The 17285-nt window shown below is 71.5% G+C and carries 12 protein-coding genes and 1 other RNA gene; 6 read left to right on the forward strand and 7 right to left on the reverse strand.

Features of this window, described 5'->3' with window-relative positions; translation table 11 throughout:
- The first annotated feature begins 53 nt into the window (after nt 1-53).
- Nucleotides 54-767, forward strand: a complete 714-nt coding sequence (locus BIU97_RS06285) for a DUF4191 domain-containing protein (protein ID WP_071255035.1) — start codon at nt 54-56, stop codon at nt 765-767.
- Between the two features lie 122 nt (nt 768-889).
- Here the strand turns inward: BIU97_RS06285 and BIU97_RS06290 are convergent, their stop codons facing one another.
- Nucleotides 890-1345: an RDD family protein gene (locus BIU97_RS06290; protein WP_071255030.1), complete on the reverse strand. Its 456-nt coding sequence runs from the start codon at nt 1343-1345 to the stop codon at nt 890-892.
- 181 nt (nt 1346-1526) lie between these two features.
- Here BIU97_RS06290 and glnA (BIU97_RS06295) point away from each other — a divergent pair, with 181 nt between their 5' ends.
- The gene (glnA, locus tag BIU97_RS06295; protein ID WP_071255026.1) at nt 1527-2951 is read left to right on the forward strand and encodes a type I glutamate--ammonia ligase; all 1425 of its coding nucleotides are present in this window, start codon (nt 1527-1529) and stop codon (nt 2949-2951) included.
- A gap of 711 nt (nt 2952-3662) precedes the next feature.
- On the opposite strand, the gene BIU97_RS06300 is transcribed toward glnA (BIU97_RS06295), so the two are convergent.
- The 6 genes from BIU97_RS06300 to BIU97_RS06325 all read right to left on the reverse strand — a co-directional run bounded on the left by BIU97_RS06300 (nt 3663) and on the right by BIU97_RS06325 (nt 13680).
- Nucleotides 3663-5096 (reverse strand): UDP-glucose dehydrogenase family protein, encoded by a 1434-nt coding sequence (locus BIU97_RS06300; RefSeq protein WP_071255024.1) that lies wholly within the window; start codon nt 5094-5096, stop codon nt 3663-3665.
- The gene (locus BIU97_RS06305; RefSeq protein ID WP_071297256.1) at nt 5093-6721 is read right to left on the reverse strand and encodes a glycoside hydrolase family 26 protein; all 1629 of its coding nucleotides are present in this window, start codon (nt 6719-6721) and stop codon (nt 5093-5095) included. The genes BIU97_RS06300 and BIU97_RS06305 overlap by 4 nt, the downstream gene beginning before the upstream one ends.
- Nucleotides 6714-8330 carry a glycosyltransferase family 2 protein gene (locus tag BIU97_RS06310; protein WP_071255020.1) on the reverse strand — a complete coding sequence of 539 codons (1617 nt, stop codon included), beginning with the start codon at nt 8328-8330 and terminating at the stop codon, nt 6714-6716. Before BIU97_RS06310 ends, BIU97_RS06305 begins: the two co-directional genes overlap by 8 nt.
- Before the next feature lie 778 nt (nt 8331-9108).
- Nucleotides 9109-12057: a bifunctional [glutamine synthetase] adenylyltransferase/[glutamine synthetase]-adenylyl-L-tyrosine phosphorylase gene (locus tag BIU97_RS06315; RefSeq protein WP_071255017.1), complete on the reverse strand. Its 2949-nt coding sequence runs from the start codon at nt 12055-12057 to the stop codon at nt 9109-9111.
- Nucleotides 12058-12073: 16 nt separating this feature from the next.
- Nucleotides 12074-13411, reverse strand: a complete 1338-nt coding sequence (glnA, locus tag BIU97_RS06320) for a type I glutamate--ammonia ligase (protein ID WP_071255016.1) — start codon at nt 13409-13411, stop codon at nt 12074-12076.
- 89 nt (nt 13412-13500) lie between these two features.
- Nucleotides 13501-13680 carry an SPOR domain-containing protein gene (locus BIU97_RS06325; protein WP_071255015.1) on the reverse strand — a complete coding sequence of 60 codons (180 nt, stop codon included), beginning with the start codon at nt 13678-13680 and terminating at the stop codon, nt 13501-13503.
- A 232-nt stretch (nt 13681-13912) separates the two neighbouring features.
- Here BIU97_RS06325 and map point away from each other — a divergent pair, with 232 nt between their 5' ends.
- The 4 genes from map to BIU97_RS06345 all read left to right on the forward strand — a co-directional run bounded on the left by map (nt 13913) and on the right by BIU97_RS06345 (nt 17239).
- The gene (gene map / locus BIU97_RS06330; protein ID WP_071256271.1) at nt 13913-14776 is read left to right on the forward strand and encodes a type I methionyl aminopeptidase; all 864 of its coding nucleotides are present in this window, start codon (nt 13913-13915) and stop codon (nt 14774-14776) included.
- Nucleotides 14777-14798: 22 nt separating this feature from the next.
- Nucleotides 14799-15548: a polyphosphate--glucose phosphotransferase gene (gene ppgK, locus BIU97_RS06335; protein WP_071255014.1), complete on the forward strand. Its 750-nt coding sequence runs from the start codon at nt 14799-14801 to the stop codon at nt 15546-15548.
- A 384-nt stretch (nt 15549-15932) separates the two neighbouring features.
- Nucleotides 15933-16293, forward strand: an RNA gene (rnpB, locus tag BIU97_RS06340) — RNase P RNA component class A.
- Nucleotides 16294-16348: 55 nt separating this feature from the next.
- On the forward strand, nt 16349-17239 hold the full coding sequence (locus BIU97_RS06345) for an alpha/beta hydrolase fold domain-containing protein (RefSeq protein ID WP_071297257.1): 891 nt from the start codon (nt 16349-16351) through the stop codon (nt 17237-17239).
- The last annotated feature ends 46 nt before the right edge of the window (nt 17240-17285 follow it).

Genomic DNA, 17285 nt, shown 5'->3' on the forward strand with positions numbered 1-17285 from the left:
CAGCCGGACCGTGTGCGGTCCGCGCCGGGCGGCGCAGGCCGTATCCTGTCTGCATGGCACGCAGCACTTCCACGGACAAGAAGGCGAAGGAGCCGGGGCGTCTCAAGCAGATGTACCAGGTCTTCCAGATGACCCGTCGGGCGGACCCGAAGTCGGTGTGGTGGTTCGCGCTCGCCTTCGTCGGGCCGGTCGTCCTCGGCGTGCTGCTCGCACTGCTGCTGCCGGGGCAGAACTGGCTCGCGGTCGTCCTCTGGATCGTCGCCGGCGTGATGCTCGGCATCCTGCTGTTCCTGATCGTGCTGAGCCGTCTGGCCGAGCGCGCCGCCTACCGGCAGATCGAGGGGCAGCCCGGTGCCGTCGGTGCCGTGCTGACGAACTCGCTCCGCCGCCAGTGGCGTTCGAGCGAGATGCCCGTCGCCGTCCACGGCCGCTCGCAGTCGGCGGTCTACCGCGCCGTGGGGCGCCCCGGTGTCGTCCTGATCACCGAGGGACAGCGCGGCAACCTGACGCGCCAGCTCGGCGAGGAGCGCCGCAAGGTCCAGCGCATCGTGCCGAACGTCCCGGTGCACGTCGTCCACGTGGACGACGGTGACGACGCCGTGACCCTGCACAAGCTCCCCCGCGCGATGAACAAGTTCAAGAGCTCGCTGAACCGCAACGAGGTCCTCGCGGTCGCGAACCGCCTCGACTCCCTGACGCAGAGCCCGGCGTCGGCGATCCCGAAGGGCATGGACCCGATGCGTGCGCGCGCCGGGCGTCCGCGCTGATCGGCAGACCGCTCGACGGAACGCCCCCGACCGTGCCAGGTCGGGGGCGTTCCGTGTGTCCGGGGTGGGAAGACACCGTGTCCGGGTTCGGACGGGCGCCCGTACCGACCAGCGGCCGGGGCTCAGCGGCGGACGAGCACCGTGCCGGCGATCCGGTCGTGGGCGCCGCGGCTGTCGCGGTCGATGATGAGCGGCGGCACGATGAGGCAGAGCAGCACCGTCCGGAGGACCGGACGCCACACGCCGATGTACCCGCCACGCATCGGCACCAGCCGGAGCCCGACGCAGATGTGGCCGAACGAGCCGGACAGCAGGCAGATGAAGAGCACCTGGAGCCCGGCGAAGATGGCGATCTGCACCCAGGAGTGCGCGATGTCCGCCGTGCCCTGCACCGGCGACCAGACCCCGGTCACGTAGGCGACGAGGTCGGCCAGCGCGCCGTCGATGACGAGCGCGACGAGCCGTCGCCCGATCCGGCCGACGCTCCGCGGCCCGTCCTCGGGCAGACCGAGGTCCTTCCCCGGCCACCCGTCCGGGTGCTCGGAGGACGCGGACGGGCTGGGGGTGTTGCGGGCCATCACACCAGCGTAAGCGACGGCGGGGACCGGCAGCCCCGGAGGGGACGGGCTCCGGCGTCGGCCTGGGCGTAACACGCCGGAAACAATCCAGTCATGTCCGGGAAACCCCGTGTCAATAGCCTCGTCGGAGGTGCCCTGACCGGTACCTCCGACATCACCCAACCCATTGGAGATCGGCCCCATGTTCAGCGATTCCTCCGAGGTCCTGGCCTTCATCAAGGACACCGACGTCAAGTTCCTCGACATCCGCTTCACGGACCTGCCCGGTGTGCAGCAGCACTTCAACATCCCGGCATCGACCGTCGACGAGGACTTCTTCTCGGTTGGTCAGCTGTTCGACGGCTCCTCGATCCGTGGCTTCGCGTCGATCCACGAGTCCGACATGCAGCTGATCCCCGATGTCACGACGGCGTACATCGACCAGTTCCGCGCCGAGCGCACGCTCATCATGGTGTTCGACATCTACAACCCCCGCAACGGCGAGATCTACGGCCGCGACCCGCGCCAGGTCGCGAAGAAGGCCGAGAAGTACCTCGCGTCGACGGGCATCGCGGACACCGCGTTCTTCGCCCCCGAGGCCGAGTTCTACATCTTCGACGACGTCCGCTACTCGGTCACGCAGAACGAGTCCTTCTACGCCGTCGACTCGGAAGAGGGCGCGTGGAACACCGGTCGTGACGAAGAGGGCGGCAACCTCGCCAACAAGACCCCGTACAAGGGCGGCTACTTCCCCGTCTCGCCGGTCGACAAGACCGCCGACCTGCGCGACGACATCACGCTCAAGCTGATCGAGGCCGGCTTCACCCTCGAGCGCTCGCACCACGAGGTGGGCACCGGCGGCCAGCAGGAGATCAACTACAAGTTCGACACGATGGTCCACGCCGCGGACGACATCCTGAAGTTCAAGTACATCGTCAAGAACACCGCGGACCAGTGGGGCAAGGTCGCCACGTTCATGCCGAAGCCGCTGTTCGGTGACAACGGTTCGGGCATGCACACCCACCAGTCCCTGTGGAACGACGGCAAGCCGCTCTTCTATGACGAGAACGGCTACGGCGGCCTGTCGGACGTCGCCCGCTGGTACATCGGCGGCATCCTCAAGCACGCCTCGGCGCTGCTCGCCTTCACGAACCCGTCGATCAACTCGTACCACCGCCTGGTCAAGGGCTTCGAGGCACCGGTCAACCTGGTCTACTCGGCCGGCAACCGCTCCGCCGCGATCCGCATCCCGATCACCGGCACCAACCCGAAGGCGAAGCGCATCGAGTTCCGCGCCCCCGACGCCTCGGGCAACCCGTACCTCGCGTTCGCCGCGCAGCTGATGGCGGGCCTCGACGGCATCCAGAACCGCATCGAGCCGCACGAGCCGGTCGACAAGGACCTCTACGAGCTCCCGCCGGAGGAGGCCAAGGGCATCCCCCAGGTCCCCGGCTCGCTCGACGAGGCCCTCGAGGCCCTCGAGGCGGACCACGAGTTCCTCACGAAGGGCAACGTCTTCACCGAGGACCTCATCCAGACCTGGATCGACTACAAGCGCGAGAACGAGATCCTCCCGCTGGCCCAGCGCCCGCACCCGTTCGAGTACGAGCTGTACTTCGGCGTCTGATCCACGCCTGCCCGCTGGCGAAGGCCCCGCACCGGTTCTCCGGTGCGGGGCCTTCCGCTGTGCTGGGCCGGGCCGGGCGTGCCGGGTGTGCCGGGTGTGCGGGTGTGCCGGGGGTGCCGGATGTGCTGAGTGTGCTCGGCCGCGCGCTCGGGCACGGCATCGCAGCGCGGTTCTTCCCATCCCCCGTGCTGGATGGAACAGGATCGCGCGTCGGAGGCCAGAACGTCGGGCCTCCGACGCGCCGGACTGCCTGCCGTGCGCGGGACCGCTTCGCCCGCGCGCTCTGCGGAACGTCCGTCGTGGATGCGCGCGGGGCGCGACGCGCTCCCGGGTCAGCGGTCCGTCGCCCCCTGGGTGTCCGGGTCGCCGAGGTCGGCGGTGGGACCGGCCCTTCCGAGCACGAGCACCCCGCTGGTCGCACGGCACCAGCGCCGCACGCCAGCGGCGTCGACTGCGCTGGACGACGGTGCGCGAGCAGCACCCGTGCCGATCACGGCGCACCTTCCTTCCCATCGCCCGCGCCATGGGAAGCGAGAACGCGCGTAGGTGGCGGGAACATCGGGCTTCCTACACGCGGAAGTACCTCCCACGCGCGAAACAGCTTCCCACGCGCGAAACTGCACCCCCGCACTCCGCACTCCACCCCCGCCCCCGCACGCAGGAACGGGGTCCGCGCCGCCCCCGGCACGGACCCCGCTACGCCTGCGGTGACTACCGGGCCGTGGCCACGGCGTCGTTCGTCCCCGCTGCGACGCTCACGGGTGCACCCGTGACCGGCGTGGGCCGTCCCAGGGAACGGACGGACCACCCCGCTCGGACCCAGTCCTGGACCGGGAGGCAGTTGCGCGCGTCGACGACCACGCGGCGGCCGACGAGGTCGGCGAGCCGAGCGGCGTCGGCCGTGACGACCTCGTCCCACTCGGTGAGCACGAGCACGACGTCGGCGTCCTCGACGGCGTCCTCCATCGAGGTCGCGTACGTCAGCGTCGGGAAGGAACGCCGGGCGGTCTCGAGCGCCTCGGGGTCCCAGAGCGTCACCTGGGCGCCGCGCAGGTGCAGCGCCGCGGCGACGTTGAGCGCTGGCGAGTCGCGGACGTCGTCGGTGAGGGGCTTGAACGCGGCCCCGACCACCGCGACGCGGCGGTTCAGGACGGACCCGCCGAGGGCCTCGATCGTCATGTCGATGACGCGCTCGCGCTGACCCATGTTGATCTCGTCGACCTGCTGCATGAGTCCGACGACGCGGCCCGCGCCGAGCTCGTTGGCGCGGTGCATGAGGGCGCGGATGTCCTTCGGCAGGCAGCCGCCGCCGAAACCGAGCCCTGCGTTCAGGAACTTCCGACCGATGCGGGCGTCGTGGCCGAGGGCGTCGGCCAGCGTGGTGACGTCGGCGCCGGTGATCGCGCACATCTCGGAGATGGCGTTGATGAACGAGATCTTCGTGGCGAGGAACGCGTTCGCGCTCACCTTGACGAGCTCGGCCGTGGCGAGGTCGGTCGTGATGACCGGGGTGCCCTCGGCGATCGGTGCGGCGTAGACCTCGCGGATCACGGCGTCGGCGGCCTCGGACGCGCCACCCCAGACCAGGCGGTCCGGGTGCAGGGTGTCGTCAACGGCCTTGCCCTCGCGCAGGAACTCCGGGTTCCAGATGAGCTCCGCGGCGATGCCGACCGGGGCGAACTCGCTGACGATGCCCCGCAGCCGGGCGGCGGTGCCGACCGGGACGGTCGACTTGCCGACGATCAGACCCGGGTGGGTGAGGTGCTCGGCGACACCGCGTGTCGCGGCCTCGACGTACGTCAGGTTCGCGGCGTGCGACCCGGCACGCTGCGGGGTGCCGACGCAGACGAAGTGGACGTCGGCCGCCGCCACGGCCTCGGCGAGCGAGGCGGTGAAGCGGAGCTTGCCGCTGGCGACGTGCTTCGTGATGAGCTCGGGCAGCCCCGGCTCGTAGAACGGGACCTCGCCGGCCGACAGCGCGGCGAGCTTCGCCGGATCGACGTCCACGCCGATGGTCTCGAAGCCCATCTCGGCCATGGCGGCCGCGTGGGTGGCGCCGAGGTAGCCGGTGCCGATGACGCTGATGACGGGAGCGGGACGGACGTCGGCGGACGGGGTGGCGGCGGAAGAAGCGGACGCGGTCATGGCGTGACCTCCTGCAGGTCGTAGTCGATGTCGGTGCGCTTGATGCCCTCGGCGAAGGCCGCCAGGGAGTCGGCGCGGGAGTTGAGCCGCCAGTCGTTCGTCGTGCGCTTGCCGTCGACGATGGTGGTGGCGGTCTCGCTGAAGTAGGCGAAGCCGACGATGTCCGCGTTGGCGGGGTCGGCGAGAGCGTCGAAGAGCGAGGTGATCCACTGCGTCTTCTGCGAGTTCGACACGCTGCCCCCGGTCTCGGTCGCGCCGATCTCGTTGAGCACGATGCCCTTGCCCGGCGCGATCTGCCGGATCTGGGCGAGCGTGGCACCGAACGTGTTCGCGAAGGTGGGCTGCTCAGCGGTGTCGCGGTAGTAGCCGCTCATGCCGACCCAGTCCACGTACTCGGATCCGGGGTAGTACTGCTGCATGTAGTCGAGCGTCTGGTACTTCGGGTTGCCGAGCTTGTCGATGCGCGACGGCGACCAGTCCCAGATGGCGTACTGGTTGGCGCCGTTGTCCTCGAAGACCTGCCAGACGTGCTGCCACATCCGCTTGTAGGAACCGGCGGCGTTCTGCTGCTTCGCCGACTCGGACCAGTTGTACCACTGGCCGTTCATCTCGTGGTCGAAGCGGATGACGAGTGGCTGCCCGTTGGCCGCGAGGGCCTTCGCGTACTTCGTCAGGTAGGCATCGAAGCTGCCCGAGGTGATGTCCTCGTTGGTGTAGCCCTCGACGTACGGCTGGTCGTTGCCGGTCAGTGCGGGGACGGACTCCCACGTCATCATCGGCAGGCGACCGTTGGCCCAGGACCGCTGGACGGCGTTCTGGTTGAAGTCCTGGTCGAAGCCCTGGAAGAAGCCGACCATGTTCGTGGCCCGGCCGACCTGGCGGGACACGTCGTCGTACTCGGCCCAGTTGAAGGGCGACTGCGCCGTGTACAGGCCGTACCAGCGGGACTGCTGCGCGAGCACCTCGGCCTTTGTCGGGACGTCGACCGGCGTCGGGCCGGGGTCCGTGGACGGACCGGGGTTCGGGTTGGTGGCTCCGGTGCCGGTACCGCCGCCGGAGCCGTTCCCGGAACCGGAGCCGTTGCCCGCACCGGAACCCGGCCCACTGCCCGATCCGTTGTCGGACCCGACGCCGCCGACACCACCGGCGGCACCGCCGCCGCCGGAACCCGAGCCGGACCCGCTGCCGGCACCGACGCCCGAGGCGGAACCACCGGACGAACCGGAACCCGCGGCGTCGACGGAGGACGCGCCTCCCGAGCTGGAGGCAGCACCGAGCTGGGACCGGAGCGACGCGATCTGCGCCTGCAGCTGGTCGATCTGGTCTCCGCGCGAGCCGGACTGCGCGGTGCGCGAGTCGAGCTTGCCCTCGAGTGCCCAGATGCGCTTCTGGGCGGCGTCGAGCTTGGTCTGCAGCTCCGCGGCCGAGACCTTGGTGGACTTCGGCGCCTCGACCCCGAGCGCCTGGTGCACGGCGGTGGAGACGGGGCCGGACGGGGACACCCAGACGGACCAGGTGATGAGGCCGAGGGTCAGGACGATCGCGGTCGTCCCGATGGCCGTGCGGCGGGCGTGCTTGCTCGACTGCGCCCACCAGGCGCTCGAGGATCGGATGATGTCAGACAATGAGGAACGCCTCCAGGGCGAAGATCGCGATGCCGATCACGTACGGGATCGCGGCGTACGGGTTGTACCGGCGGGTCGTGGTCGGGGCGGTCGTCCGCGCGGCTGCGGACGCCGCCTGCGACGCGGCGGCCTCGCGCCGGGTCGCCAGGACGGTCGCGGTGGAGTTGGTGGTGGCGTCGGCACCGAAGAGCTCGTCGAACGCGCGGTCGGCGGCCACCTGGTCGTCACCCCGGACACGGGCGACACCGTCGGCGGCGTGCGTCCCGCCGGCGAGCGGCCCGGTGGCCGCGTCGACCGGGCTGACCGGTGCCGCGCCGAAGCCTGCGGGCAGGGCGGCGTCGGACGGGTCCTCCTGCATCGGGCCGCCGGCGTAGGCGCCGGCCCGGGTCCCCCAGCCGGACGCGTGCGCCAGGCGGAAGAACCCGATGAGCCGGATCGGCATGAGGAAGAACGTCGACACGATGATGAACATCGGCAGGCGGAAGAAGTCGCTCGGCTTCTCGGCGAGGTGGCGCATCTGCCGGATCGCCATGCTGAGCACCGACGAGACGACCATGAGCGCCGCCACGTAGACGAAGCCGGTCGAGAACCCGTACTGCGACAGGATGCCCTGGTACAGGTTCTCGCCCTGCCCGGTGAGGGCGCGGTAGATCCAGCCGGCGATGACGCCGAAGAGCATGAACGGCAGGATGATGTCGGTGATGAAGAAGGCGGCGAGGATCGGCGCGTGGCCGAGCATCCAGGGCAGCATCCGCAGCGTGTTGTACTGCGAGCCGCGGGCCCAGCGGAGCTGCTGCTTGAACAGCTTCTTCACCTGCAGCGGGGCGTCCGTGTAGACCAGCGACGTGTACTGGTAGACGGTGCGGTACCCCTCCTTGAGCGTGAGGTTCGTCAGCGTGCGGTCGTCCGAGACCTCCAGGAACACGCCCATGAACTTCTCGTGCATGAAGCGGTCCATGACCCGCACCAGGATGTTCCGGCGGAACGCGATGGTCCGGCCCGGCAGGCAGCCGATCTGGCCGAGGACGCTCTGCGCGGGCATCGAGTACAGCGCACGCGAGTTCTCGAGCCAGTCGGCCCAGCGGGTGATCCAGCTGCGCTCCGGCTCGAGGATGCGCTGCCGGGTCGTGACACCGCCGACCGACTCGTCCGAGAACGGCTTGAGCAGCTCGTCGAGGGTGCCGGGCGTCCACACCGTGTCGGAGTCGACGAGCACGGTGATGTCGCCGTTCGACATCTCGGTGCCGACCTTGACGGCGTTGCGCTTGCCCGGGATGGGCGTGTGGGTCCAGCGGACGAGTGGGGCGAACTCGTCGCAGACGGCTTCGAGTGCCTCGTTGCGGGCACCGTTGATGACGACGATGATCTCGCCGGGTCGCTGCTCGACCATGCGACCGATGACGTCGCGGAACAGGTCGAGCGGTTCGTCCACGACGGGGACGACGACGCTGGTGGTACCGACGAAGGTGCCGGTGAAGGGGCGGTAGCGGGCGGACAGGACGACCTTGAGCAGCCAGAGCAACCAGATCACCGCGGAGTACACGGCGAACAGGTAGAACTCGGGGTGCCCTTCGACCATCTGCCTGATCTGCAGAATGAAGGTGAACATCGATCCCTGCTTCAACGTTCGAGGTGGAGATTCCGCGCCATCGGGGAATCAGGGTCGGTTCGGGTGACCCCATTGATGCAGACCGCGGACCCCCGCGCAACGCGGCCCCCGAGCGGGGGTGTTACCGGCGCGTTACGGGGTACACGCCGGTCCCCCTCCGGTGTCGCCATCGTGGTCCCCCGTCGTGCTGACAGCACTCCGGCGGACCGCGTTCACCCTGCCGGTCACCCTGCTGCCCGAGGGCAGCGGACGGGAGGCACGGCTCGCCGACCCGGGAAACCCCCGGTCAGCAGGTGGTTGCGTGCACTGCCGTCGTCAGCCGTTGCGATCAGCGTCGACTTGGACCGCTACACCGATCACGGCGCGGTAACGGTCGCTGGCCGGGGTACACGGAGGGCCGGAACGGGGGACGTCCGGCGTCATCACGAATTCACCTGCGCGGGTCGGGTCTGCACGGCGTGAACTCTGCTGCCCGGGCGTGTCGGGGCACGCGTGGGAGGGGCCGGGATGCCTGCCGCGCCACGGGTGATCACCCTCGGCAGTCCGCCCCTGACGCTCGTCCCGTCGGTCCTTCCCATCGGTCGTGCCATGGGAAGCTGTTCCGCGCATGGTCAGACGGAAGGAACGGCCTTCTACGCGCGGAACAGCTCCCGACGCGCGGAACGACCTCCGACGCGCGGAACTGCAACCGGGGCCTCGCAGCCGTCCGGACGCCGGCTCAGGCGACGGCTCAGGCGCCGGTTCAGGCGCCGGGTCAGGCGCCGGCTCGGGCGCCGGCTCAGGCGCCGTAGAACTCGCGCTCGAACACCTGCCGCGCGCGGCGCGTGACGCCGAGGTAGTCCTCCTCGAGCTCGCTCGCCGACCCCGGCGGGTACTCCAACAGCCGCGCCACACCCTCGAGTTGGACGCGGTCGACGGGCAGCACGTCGGTGGTCTTCCCCGACCACAGGACGAGGGCGCTCCGGGTGCGCGACGCGAACCGCCACGCGGCCCCGAGCCGCTCGCCGTCCTCGGCGGCGACGAAGCCCGCGGCGACCGCACCGTGGAGCGCCTCGAGGGTGGAGGTCGTGCGGAGCGCCGGGACCTCGAGCGCGTGCTGCAGCTGCAGGAGCTGGACGAACCACTCCACGTCGCTCAGCGATCCCCGACCGAGCTTGAGGTGCCGGGCCGGGTCGGCGCCGCGCGGCAGCCGCTCGGACTCGACGCGGGCCTTGATGCGCCTGACCTCGCGGACCTCGTTGTCGTCGATGTGGTCCGGGTAGCGGGTGCGGTCGGCCAGGTGCTCGAAGTCGCGGAGCAGCTGCTCGTCGCCGACGGCGCCGCGGGCACGCAGCAACGCCTGCGCCTCCCACGTGAGCGACCAGCGGGCGTAGTACGCGCCGTACGACTCGAGGGTGCGGACGACGGGTCCGTTCTTCCCCTCGGGGCGCAGGTCGATGTCGAGGTCGAGCGGGTGGATCGTGTCCTCGGTGAGCCGGTTCAGCTCGCGCACGATCGCCTGGGCGGCGCGGGACGCCACCTCGGGCGCCAGGTCGGGTGCCCGGTGGACGTAGAGCACGTCGGCGTCCGAGCCGAAGCCGAGCTCGCGGCCGCCGAACCGGCCCATCGCGATGATCCCGAACTCCAGGCCCTCGGGGGCGTCGCGGCGGGCCAGGGCGAGCGCACCGGCGAGCGTGGCCTCGGTGACGTCGCTGAGGGCCGGCCCGAGGCCGTCGACGTCGAGGTGTCCGAGCACCGCGGCCATGCCGAGCCGCAGCGTCTCGCGCCGTCGGGCCGACCGCAGCAGCGCGGCGGACCCGTCGACGTCGTTGCCGTGCCGGGCGGTCGTCGCGGTCATCTCGGCGAGCAGCGACTCGATCGGGCGGGGCCGGAGCAGGGACTCGGGTTCGTCGAGCCAGGCGACGGCCTCCGGGAACCGTTCGAGCAGTCCGGCGAGGAACGCCGACTCGGAGAGCACGGTCGTCAGTGAGTGCGCCGCGCCGGACGAGTCGCGGAGCATCCGGAGGAACCAGCTCGACTCCCCCAGGGTGTCGCTCAGGCGGCGGAAGGCCAGCAGGGCACGGTCGGGCGCCGGCCCCTCGGCCATCCACCGCAGGAGCACCGGCAGCAGGTTGCGCTGGATGGCGGCGCGACGGCTCGTGCCCTGCGTCAGGGCGCGGATGTGCCGGATCGCGCCGGCCGGGTCGACGAAGCCGATCGCCCCGAGCCGGTCGACCACCTGGTCGTTCGTCAGGGCGACGCCGTCGGCGGCCGCGACGGCGGACAGCAGCGGACGGTAGAACAACCGCTCGTGCAGACCGCGGACCTCGAGCTTGACGGCACGCCAGCGCGTCTCGAGTGCCGCGGCGGACGTCGCGACGCCGCTCGACCGGGCGAGGACCCGCAGCTCCTCTTCGTCGGTCGGCATGAGGTGCGTGCGCTGCAGGCGGCGCAGCTGGATGCGGTGCTCGAGGACGCGCAGCAGGGCGTAGTCGGGTCCGAAGCGGGCGGCCTCGGCCCGGCCGACGTACCCGGCGTCGGTCAGGGCGTCCATCGCCTCGAGCGTCGACCGGACCCGCACGGAGGGGTCGTCGCGGCCGTGCACGAGCTGCAGCAACTGCACCGTGAACTCGACGTCGCGCAGGCCGCCGGGGCCGAGCTTGAGCTGCCGGTCGACGTCCGCGTCCGGGATGTGCTCGGTGACGCGCTCGCGCATCCGCTGCACGGACTCGACGAAGCCGGGCCGGCCGGACGAGCTCCACACGAAGGGTGCGACGGCCTCGGCGTAGCGCCGGCCGAGGTCGGCCGACCCGGCGATCGGCCGCGCCTTCAGCAGAGCCTGGAACTCCCATCCCTTCGCCCAGCGCTCGTAGTAGGCCACGTGCGAGTCGAGGGTGCGGACGAGCGCGCCGTCCTTGCCCTCGGGCCGCAGGTTCGCGTCGACCTCCCACAGGGCCGGCTCGGCGGCGAGGTCGGTGATGGCGTGCGTCGCGGCGATCGCGATCCGGGTGGAGACGAGCACCGCGCGGTCGGTGGGCACCGCGTCGGTGGCCTCGGTGACGAAGATGACGTCGACGTCGCTCACGTAGTTCAGCTCGCGCGCGCCGGCCTTGCCCATCGCGATGACCGCGAGCGGGGTCGCGGCGACGTCGTCGGCCGGGAACGGGACCTCGCGCCGGGCGACCTGCACCGCTGCCTCGAGCGCGGCGCCGGCCAGGTCGGCGAGCCCGGCGGCGACGCTCGGGAACGCCTCGGTCGGGGCGGCGTGCAGCACGTCGTACAGCGCGATCTGGGCGAGGTGCCGTCGGTAGCGCACCCGCAGGCGGACGCGGGCGTCCTCGCCCGTGGTGCCGTCCACCGCCCGCACCAGCGACTCCGTGTAGCGCTCCTGCGACCACGGCTCGCGCACCGGTTCGAGGAGCAGGTCGAGCTCCGCCGGCCGACGGTGCAGGAACTCGCCGAGCCCGACCGAGGCACCGAGCAGGCGGACCAGGCGCTCGGTCGCGGCCTCGTCGGCGAGCACGGGCCGCAGCGCGTCCGGGGCGCGCTCGAGCAGGCGCTCCAGCGACCGCAGCGCACCGTCCGGGTCCGCGGTCACGCCCCAGAGCGCGCCCCCGCCGTCGACGGGCAGGGGCACGTCGGCCCCGAACCGTTCGCGCAGGTCGGCGATCCGCTCGAGGCTCTCCGACAACTCGGCGAAGCCCAGGCGCGCCAACTCGGATCGTGACGTCGTCGTCCGACCGGTCATCTGGTGCGCACTCCGCCTACAGCGCGCCGAGGTTGGTGTCGAGCTCGAACGGCGTCACCTGGTCGCGGTACCGCTTCCACTCCTGGCGCTTGTTGAGGAGCACGAAGTTGAACACCTGCTCGCCGAGGGTCTCGGCGACGAGCTCGGAGTCCTCCATCAGGCTCAGCGCGTGGTCGAGGCTCGCCGGCAGCTGGCTGTAGCCGAGGGCCTTGCGCTCCGAGTCGCTGAGGCTCCAGACGTTGTCCTCGGCCTCGGCGGGGAGCTCGTACTCCTCCTCGATGCCCTTCAGCCCGGCGGCGAGCAGGAGCGAGTACGCCAGGTACGGGTTCGCCGCGGAGTCGATGCCGCGGTACTCGATGCGCGACGACTGGCCCTTGTTCGGCTTGTACAGCGGCACGCGGACGAGCGCGGACCGGTTGTTGTGGCCCCAGGTGACGAACGAGGGGGCCTCGTCGCCGCCCCACAGGCGCTTGTACGAGTTGACGAACTGGTTCGTCACGGCGGTGATCTCCGGCGCGTGCTTGAGCACACCGGCGATGAAGTGCTTGGCGGTCTGCGAGAGCTGGTACTGGCCGCCGGCCTCGTAGAACGCGTTCTGGTCGCCCTCGAACAGCGAGACGTGGGTGTGCATGCCCGAGCCGGGCTGGCCGGAGATCGGCTTCGGCATGAACGTCGCGTAGACGCCCTGCTCGATCGCGACCTCCTTCACGACGGTGCGGAAGGTCATGATGTTGTCGGCCATCGTGAGCGCGTCCGCGTACCGCAGGTCGATCTCGTTCTGGCCGGGGCCGGCCTCGTGGTGGCTGTACTCCACCGAGATGCCGAGGTCCTCGAGCATCCGCACCGAGCGGCGGCGGAAGTCGTGGGCGCTGCCGCCGGGCACGTTGTCGAAGTAACCGGCCTGGTCGACGGGCTGCGGGCCGCCGTCCCGCCACTCGCGGCTCTTGAGCAGGTAGAACTCGATCTCGGGGTGCGTGTAGAACGTGAACCCGCGGTCGCTCGCCCGGGCCAGGGTGCGCTTCAGCACGTTGCGCGGGTCGGCGACGGCCGGCTGCCCGTCCGGGGTCGTGATGTCGCAGAACATCCGCGCGGTCGGGTCGATCTCGCCGCGCCACGGCAGGATCTGGAACGTCGAGGGGTCCGGGTGCGCGAGCACGTCGGCCTCGTAGCTGCGGGTGAGGCCCTCGATCGCGGAGCCGTCGAACCCGATGCCCTCGGCGAAGGCGCCCTCGACCTCGGCCGGGGCGATCGCCACCGACTTGAGCGTCCCGATGACGTCCGTGAACCAGAGTCGGATGAACTTGATCCCGCGCTCCTCGATGGTGCGGAGCACGAAGTCCGTCTGCTTGTCCATGCACGACCTTTCCGTGTATCGGGTGGCCGCGGGCGGGCCTGGTCCCAGGCTAGTGGTCCGGTGGGACGGACGGGGTGCGGCCGGACGGGTCAGCGGTCCTCGGCGTCCCACTTCTCGTTGTTCGCGGCGATGCGGTCGAGCGCGTGCTGCGCCTCCTCGCGCGTGGCGAAGGGGCCGATGCGGTCACGCTGCGGCGACTGCGGCCCCTGCTCGACCTGGCCGGTCTTGTCGTTGAACCACCACTGGGACTCGATGCGCTCGTCACTCATGCCGCCCACCGTACCGACGCGGCGCGTCGGTGGTCCGCGCGCCGCCGCGCCGCGCTGGTGGCCGTGCGGTCGGCTGTCGGGGGCGCCCCGCGCCCGGGGTGACGGCCTGGAGGCCCGGCCTGCGCCCGGCGGACCGGTGCCGCGCCTCCAGGCGGTCGCGTCCCGGCGCACACGTGGGCGGCCGCTCGGGACCCGCGCGGCGTCGGGCGCGGCCCCGGCTAGAGTGGTCCGCATGCCCCGGGACGAACACGGACACCTGACCGCCGGCCGCGTCTCCCCCCAGCTGGCCGTCCCGCGGGACATCGAGCGGCCGGAGTACGTCGGCAGGGTCGAACCGCACGAGCACGGACTCGGCGACACCTACACCCCGGACGAGGTCGAGCGGATCCGCACCGCGGGCCGGATCGCCTCGCGGGCCATCGACGCCGTCGCCGCGGCGATCCGCCCGGGCGTCACCACCGACGAGCTCGACCGCATCGGGCACGAGTACGTCGTCGCGCACGGCGCCTACCCCTCGACGCTCGGCTACCGCGGGTACCCGAAGTCGTTGTGCTCGAGCCTCAACGAGGTGATCTGCCACGGGATCCCGGACGACACCGTGCTGCAGGACGGCGACATCGTCAACATCGACATCACCGCCTACAAGGACGGCATGCACGGTGACACGAACCGCACGTTCGTCGTCGGGCAGGCCTCGCAGGAGGTCGAGGACCTCGTCACCCGCACTCGACTCGCCCTCGAGCGCGGCATCAAGGCCGTGGCGCCCGGTCGCCAGGTCAACGTCATCGGCCGCGCCATCGAGGCGTACGCGAAGCGCTTCGGCTACGGGGTGGTCCGCGACTACACCGGCCACGGCGTCGGGCGGGCCTTCCACTCCGGCCTGATCATCCCCCACTACGACGCCCCGCAGTACGACACCGTCATCGAGCCGGGCATGGTGTTCACCATCGAGCCCATGCTGACGCTCGGCGGGGTGGCGGCGGACATCTGGTCCGACGACTGGACGGTCTCCACGCGGGACAAGTCCTGGACCGCCCAGTTCGAGCACACCCTCGTCGTCACCGAGCGCGGCGCGGAACTCCTCACCGTCTCCTGAGACCCCCACCGAAAGGCTCCTCATGACCACCCTCGCAGTCGGCGTCGACATCGGCGGTACGGGCATCAAGGGCGCGATCGTCGACGTCGCCTCCGGCGAACTGACGACCGACCGGATCAAGAAGGCCACCCCCGAGGGCGGGAAGCCCCACGACATCGTCGCGGTCGCGAAGTCCATCGTCGAGGAGCTCGCCCCGGCCGCCGACGTCCCGGTGGGCGTGTGCTTCCCGGCCATCGTCCGTGACGGCAAGACGATGTCGGCCGCCAACGTCTCGAAGAAGTGGATCGGCTTCGAGGCCGAGGCGCTGTTCGAGAAGGAGCTCGGCCGCTCCATCCACTTCGTCAACGACGCCGACGCCGCCGGGTTCGCCGAGCAGCAGTTCGGTGCGGCGAAGGGCAAGGACGGCCTCGTCATCGTCACGACGCTCGGCACCGGGATCGGCACCGCGCTCATCAACGACGGCGTGCTCATCGTCAACTCCGAGCTCGGGCACCTGGAGATCGACGGCCACGACGCCGAGTCGCGGGCCTCGTTCGCAGCCAAGGAGCGCGACGACCTGTCGTGGAAGCACTGGGCGAAGCGCCTGCAGCACTACTACTCGACGCTCGAGGCCCTGCTCTCCCCGGAGCTCTTCGTCGTCGGCGGCGGCGTCTCGAAGCAGCACGAGGAGTACCTGCCGCTGCTCGACCTGCAGGCCGACATCATCCCGGCGACGCTCCGCAACAACGCGGGCATCATCGGCGCGGCGACCCTGGCGGCGCAGAGCGCCTGACGCACCTGGCCGAGCGGCGAGGCCAGCGTGCCCGGCGTGCTCGGCGTGCTCGGCGTGCTCGTCGGCCATGACGGGCGATGTGCACGGCCGGCGAGGTCGCACGACACGCCGCGGGCGCGTCGCCCGGGTCGCGCGAGGTGCCGCACGTCAGCCGTCCGGGCGGCACTCCGTGCGACCTCGGCGGCTCCGGCCCCGTGCCGCACGCGTGGCGTGCACGGGCCGCGAGCCCGCGAGCCTGCGTGCCCGGGCGGCGGGGTCGCACGACACGCCGCGGGCGCGTCGCCCGGGTCGCGCGAGGTGCCGCACGTCAGCCGTCCGGGCGGCACTCCGTGCGACCTCGGCGGGGCCGGCCCCGGGTCGCACGCGCTAGGCTTGCCGTGCGAATGGGTCGGTGAGACGGTCGCGTCACTCCTCCGGGAGTGCCGAGGAACGTCCGGGCTCCACAGAGCAGGGCGGTGGGTAACACCCACCCGGAGCAATCCGCGAGACAGTGCCACAGAAAGCAGACCGCCGGCGGCGACGTCGGTAAGGGTGAAACGGTGGTGTAAGAGACCACCAGGGGTCCGGGTGACCGGATCCGCTCGGTAAACCTCGCCCGGAGCAAGGTCAGACAGAGGACGCTGAGGCTGCTCGCCGAGTCCTCGGGTAGACCGCTGGAGGCCGACGGCAACGTCGGTCCGAGAGAGATGGCCGTCACCGCCGCGCGAGCGGCGGGACAGAACCCGGCGTACGGCCGGCCCATTCGCCCACACCACGCTGCGGGCTGCCGCCCGCGGTGGCGACCGTCGGAAGGCGCTGACGTGTACCTGCCCGAAGCCCTCGCGCCGTCGTACCTGCGCGCGACGCGGGCGAACCGGCCCTACCGGACCGTCGAGGGCGCGGCGCGCGAGGTCCGCCGCCACGGTCGGCACCCCGAACCGGCCGTCCCGCCGGAGCGCCTGCGGCTGCGCCCGGACGTCGCCGTCACGGTGCGTCGCGAGCACGGTCGACCGGTGTACACCGTCAGGCCCACCCGGTCGACGCCCGTCGGCGAGACCGTGTACGTCCACGGTGGCGGGTGGGTGCACGACATCAGCCGGCAGCACTGGGCGCTCGTCGCGCAGGTCGCCGCCGAGTCGAACACCACCGTCACCGTGCCGCTGTACGCGCTGCTCCCCCACGGCGACGCCGCGGCGGCCGTCGCGCTCGTCGTGCACCTGTTCGAGGCCGCGACGGCGTCCGGCCACGAGGTGCGCCTGGCCGGCGACTCGGCCGGCGGCCAGGTCGCCCTGTCCGCCGCGCTCGCCCTCCGCGACCGCGGACACCGGGCCGTGCGCACCGTCCTGCTCACGCCGGCGCTCGACCTGACGATGGCGAACCCGCGGGTCGCCGACGTGCTGCCGTCCGACCCGTGGCTCGGTGTCGACGGGCTCCGCCACCTCGGCGCGCAGTGGGCCGGGCGCCTCCCCGTGACGAACCCGGCGGTGAGTCCCCTGGCGGGCGACCCGACCGGGCTCGGCCCGGTCCTGTTGCTCACGGGCACGCGCGACGTCCTCAACCCGGACGCGCACCTGCTCGCCGCGGGGGCCCGGGCCGCCGGCGTCGACGTCGAGCTCGTCGAACGCCGCGGGGCCGTGCACGTGTTCCCGCTGCTGCCGACCCGTCCCGCCGCAGCAGCCCGCGACCGCATCGTCGCCGCGCTGCGCGCCTGAGACGCGGGCGACGGGGCGCGGCTCGGGCAGGCCGATCCCGGCCCGG

The organism is Curtobacterium sp. MCBA15_009 (assembly GCF_001864895.1).
GTDB lineage: Bacteria > Actinomycetota > Actinomycetes > Actinomycetales > Microbacteriaceae > Curtobacterium.

What these genes read in the sequence shown, in the direction of transcription:
- BIU97_RS06285 (WP_071255035.1), top strand. Translation starts at nt 54, where the DNA reads ATGGCACGCAGCACTTCCACGGACAAGAAGGCGAAGGAGCCGGGGCGT.
- BIU97_RS06290 (WP_071255030.1), bottom strand. Translation starts at nt 1,345, where the DNA reads ATGGCCCGCAACACCCCCAGCCCGTCCGCGTCCTCCGAGCACCCGGAC.
- glnA (WP_071255026.1), top strand. Translation starts at nt 1,527, where the DNA reads ATGTTCAGCGATTCCTCCGAGGTCCTGGCCTTCATCAAGGACACCGAC.
- BIU97_RS06300 (WP_071255024.1), bottom strand. Translation starts at nt 5,096, where the DNA reads ATGACCGCGTCCGCTTCTTCCGCCGCCACCCCGTCCGCCGACGTCCGT.
- BIU97_RS06310 (WP_071255020.1), bottom strand. Translation starts at nt 8,330, where the DNA reads ATGTTCACCTTCATTCTGCAGATCAGGCAGATGGTCGAAGGGCACCCC.
- BIU97_RS06315 (WP_071255017.1), bottom strand. Translation starts at nt 12,057, where the DNA reads ATGACCGGTCGGACGACGACGTCACGATCCGAGTTGGCGCGCCTGGGC.
- glnA (WP_071255016.1), bottom strand. Translation starts at nt 13,411, where the DNA reads ATGGACAAGCAGACGGACTTCGTGCTCCGCACCATCGAGGAGCGCGGG.
- BIU97_RS06325 (WP_071255015.1), bottom strand. Translation starts at nt 13,680, where the DNA reads ATGAGTGACGAGCGCATCGAGTCCCAGTGGTGGTTCAACGACAAGACC.
- map (WP_071256271.1), top strand. Translation starts at nt 13,913, where the DNA reads ATGCCCCGGGACGAACACGGACACCTGACCGCCGGCCGCGTCTCCCCC.
- ppgK (WP_071255014.1), top strand. Translation starts at nt 14,799, where the DNA reads ATGACCACCCTCGCAGTCGGCGTCGACATCGGCGGTACGGGCATCAAG.